The 306-nt window shown below is 72.9% G+C and carries 1 protein-coding gene; it reads left to right on the top strand.

The window, feature by feature from the left end; genetic code table 11:
• Positions 1-306, top strand: a 306-nt coding sequence (locus FJ658_RS15720; RefSeq protein WP_141146257.1) for an aminotransferase class I/II-fold pyridoxal phosphate-dependent enzyme, incomplete at both ends; no start/stop codon positions are given.

Here is a 306-nt window from a genome sequence, read left to right as displayed (position 1 = left end):
GCACGGTGTGCCGGGCGGCGAGCCGTGGGTCGGGCGCGACGCGGTGTTCCTGTGCCCGTCGCCCGGCTACGACCGCCACTTCGCGATCACGCAGGCGCTCGGCATCCGGATGGTGTCGATCCCGTACCTGGCCGACGGCTCGCTCGACCTGCCGTCGATCGAGAGGCATCTCGCCGACCCCGCCGTGAAGGGGATGTGGCTGGTGCCGCAGTACGCGAACCCGACCGGCTCCTCCGTCGACGAGACGACCGCGCGCGCCCTCGCGGCGATGCCCGCCGCGGCCGACGACTTCCGGATCTTCTGGGA

It is taken from the genome of Schumannella sp. 10F1B-5-1 (genome assembly GCF_006517535.1).
Classification (GTDB): domain Bacteria; phylum Actinomycetota; class Actinomycetes; order Actinomycetales; family Microbacteriaceae; genus Schumannella.
The sequence above is the reverse complement of the archived record's forward strand: the minus strand, read 5'-3'. Positions and strand labels throughout refer to the sequence as shown.